The organism is Brevundimonas sp. GW821-FHT10A07, assembly GCF_059415785.1.
In genome coordinates this window covers 1-3,032 of the sequence record NZ_JBWKNX010000034.1, presented here as the reverse complement: position 1 = coordinate 3,032, position 3,032 = coordinate 1, and the positions used below count along the sequence as shown (strand labels likewise).

Genomic DNA, 3,032 nt, shown 5'->3' with positions numbered 1-3,032 from the left:
CATGGCTCTCCTCCAGCTCTGCCGGAGGCCTAACGCCGCCGGTGGGTTGGAGAGCCGTCCACAGCATCAACAGCGGACATTACGAGTCGGCTGGAATCCGGACATTCGAAACCGTACAAATAGAGATAGGGCGGACCAAGTTGCGAACAAAGCCGTCCCGCCAAGCTCCTATATGACTTTACAAATCAACACGCCGATCGGAGCGTCGCCGATATGGACAAAATGGACTGGGCCGTCTGGGCTTTAGAGTATCTGCGCAATCAGCGCCGGGCGATCCATGAAGACTTCAATGGAGCCATGGGCTACCGAACAGGCGGCGCTGCTCGCTGAACATGTCCTCGATGAGGAGCGGCAGGCGAAGACGGCCGAGATCGTTTTGGAATGCGGCGGCGATATCGGCGCGCTCAAGATCGTCAAATGGGGCGCCGACTGGCTGAACGCCGCCGAGTTCGTGGATCAGCTATCCGAGGCGGGCCATCTCCACATCAGCTTCAACGGCGAATTCACTTACGAGGAAGATGAAGACACGATCCATCCGAAGGAATTCCGTCAGGACTTCCGACAAGCGTCCGACGTCGCCTACGTCTTGAAGGTTAACGGGGCAATCCTTCGCGGGAACTCCGGCACTTGGCCGAAGACCAGTGCTCGGCCCTCGTCCGTAAACGACTCCAACGTCGCCCACCTTGTCCGCGAACTGATCCGGCAGGTCTGGGGCGACAATATCGAGCCGCATACCCCGAATGCCGTCGTCGGAACGGTAAATTCGGAAAGAACTCGCCGGGACATCGACCGATACGAGGCGCCGTTCGCCGCTGAGGAACGGCCGTTCTAAGCAAATCTCTCAAAGAGTCGGTTTAGACTCACAGACGCCACTCCCCGGTCCAGCTGGAGGCGGCGTTGAGCGGACCTTCCCAACGTCGCCTAAGAGTCAGGAGCCGACCTCGGCGGCCGGCCAGCGTCAAAGTCTCCATCTGACTCGAAGCTGAACTTGGGAGCATCCGCTTCGCGCGGTGGCGCGCTAGGGAACTCCTTCGTTGGATGAACGCCGAGGCGCGCAGCGTCTCCGCGTCCATCAACATTCTGCGAGAACATCGCGCGAACTGTAGGTTTGGAGGGATGATGGCTTGGAACGATCACAAGAGGGTCCCATGCGTCCGACTGTTTGGTATGGCACCGCCGAATTGATCGCCGATGACTTTCGGGCCGGCGCCGCCGATCGTGAGCGAGACGCCCTTTGGTGGGCGGCGGAGGGCGAGCCGTTCTCCGAGGTGCTCGACCGGGCGGGGCGGGCCCGCATGGCGAATGGAAAGCGACACCCCCATCAAAGGCGACTCACGCGCCGGGCCATCGATGCCCGCGTTGATGCGCTGTCCGCCATCTCAGGCGATCTGGAGAAGGCGACCAGATTCCACGAGGTGTTCGACCTAGTACAGAAGGCGTTCAAGCCCATACGTGGAGCGGGCGAGCTGGCTGTCTATGACGCTGCAGACCGAATCTGCGAGCGACTGGGCCATGTCTCAGAGCATGTGATCTATCTGCACGCGGGAGCGCGCGTGGGCGCCCGCCGCCTGTTGGGCGGCCGGCTTCCGAACGGTGATGCGTGGGGCATCATGTATCATCAGGTCCCCGACAGCTTTCGAGTGTTCTCGACCCACGAGATCGAGGACATCCTGTGCCGTTACAAGGATGATTTCTCTCTGGAGCCCGAGGCTCTTCGCGCGAAGTGGACAGCCGCGTCGACCGCAATGTGCGGGTCGGGAAAAGGCGTCCAACCCCTGTGACGACGTGAAGGGTTTCCCCGAGCGCAAGCGAGAGCGCTTCCTGTCGCCGGAAGAGATCGAGCGCCTGGGCGCGGCCCTTCACGAGGCCGAGCGCACAGGCGCGGAAAGCCGCTTCGCTGTCGCCGCCTTCAGACTGCTGCTTCTCACCGGCTGCCGCTTACGTGAGATCCAGACGTTGAAGTGGAGCTACATCGACTTCAAAGCGGGCCGCTTCCGCCTCCCAGACAGCAAGACGGGACCGAAGACAGTCTACATGGGCGACGCCGTCGTCGAACTGTTGCGCAAGCTGCCGGAGGTCGATGGCAATCCCTACGTCATCGTCGGCAAGTTGGAAGGGCGGCACCTGACCGACCTTCAGCATCCGTGGCGGCGCATCCGCAAGACCGCTGGCCTGGACGATGTCCGCATCCACGACCTGCGGCACACCTATGCGTCGGACGGCGTGCTGGCTGGCGAAGGCTTGCCGATGATCGGCAAGCTGCTCGGGCATACGCAGGTTCAGACCACCGCGCGGTATGCGCATCTGGCGGACCACCCGGTCAGGGAAGCGGCGACGCGGATCGCGGGACGGTTGGCTGCGGCGCTGGGGTGATGGACGGCAGAACGTCCCCTGCCCTCCTCGTCAGGATCGGCAGATCGCCCACTCGGATGAAGCGGCCCATACGACCGTCGTCCCGCTGCAGATCATGTTGATCGGCCACGTCGCGACAAGCGCCGTGAGGCAAACAGAGGATTTTTCGACTAGACAACTCGCGCGGTAGTAGTGAAGACTTCACCCATCAGGGGAGGGAGCATAGATGTCCGGTCTGTTTCGTGGTGAAGCGCTAGACCATTCATCCCGGAGGCTGGAGGGCGAGGTTGTATTGGCCGCCCCCCTTCGCCAAAATACTTTGGCTTGGCTTTTGGTGGTTGCGGTCGTGGCGATGGCAACGTTCGCTTCGACCGCCACGTTCGTTCGCAAGGAGCGGGTGAGCGGCTGGATCGCGCCCGATCGAGGACTCGTCCGGCTAACGGCTCGAGACGGCGGAATAGTCGAAGCTCTGTTCATCTCAGAGGGTGAAGCTGTCGATGCGGGCCAACCAATTGCTCGAATGAGACTAGCGGCGTTTTCGAGTGAAGGCGACGTCAATGAAGCCGAAGTCGGCGGTCTAGTTGTTCAGGCCAACGCGACGACTGTGGATCGGCGTGGAAAAGGGACCCCGTTAGCGGTGTGATCGGCGTCGAATAAGGACCCCTCATTCCTGAGGTCTA

At 61.7% G+C, this 3,032-nt stretch carries 4 protein-coding genes; all 4 read left to right on the top strand.

What is annotated here, in order from left to right; all coding sequences use genetic code 11:
- Nucleotides 1–277: 277 nt before the first annotated feature.
- Nucleotides 278–832, top strand: coding sequence for a hypothetical protein (locus AC07NC_RS17355; RefSeq protein ID WP_494570291.1), 555 nt, complete (start codon nucleotides 278–280; stop codon nucleotides 830–832).
- Between the two features lie 316 nt (nucleotides 833–1,148).
- Nucleotides 1,149–1,781, top strand: a complete 633-nt coding sequence (locus AC07NC_RS17350; RefSeq protein ID WP_494570290.1) for a hypothetical protein — start codon at nucleotides 1,149–1,151, stop codon at nucleotides 1,779–1,781.
- A 4-nt stretch (nucleotides 1,782–1,785) separates the two neighbouring features.
- Nucleotides 1,786–2,373 (top strand): site-specific integrase, encoded by a 588-nt coding sequence (locus AC07NC_RS17345; RefSeq protein ID WP_494570289.1) that lies wholly within the window; start codon nucleotides 1,786–1,788, stop codon nucleotides 2,371–2,373.
- A gap of 205 nt (nucleotides 2,374–2,578) precedes the next feature.
- Nucleotides 2,579–2,995 (top strand): hypothetical protein, encoded by a 417-nt coding sequence (locus AC07NC_RS17340; RefSeq protein WP_494570288.1) that lies wholly within the window; start codon nucleotides 2,579–2,581, stop codon nucleotides 2,993–2,995.
- Nucleotides 2,996–3,032 lie beyond the last annotated feature (37 nt).

Coding starts and splice junctions, on each gene's coding strand:
- AC07NC_RS17340 (WP_494570288.1), top strand. CDS start 2,579: ATGTCCGGTCTGTTTCGTGGTGAAGCGCTAGACCATTCATCCCGGAGG.
- AC07NC_RS17350 (WP_494570290.1), top strand. CDS start 1,149: ATGCGTCCGACTGTTTGGTATGGCACCGCCGAATTGATCGCCGATGAC.
- AC07NC_RS17355 (WP_494570291.1), top strand. CDS start 278: ATGAAGACTTCAATGGAGCCATGGGCTACCGAACAGGCGGCGCTGCTC.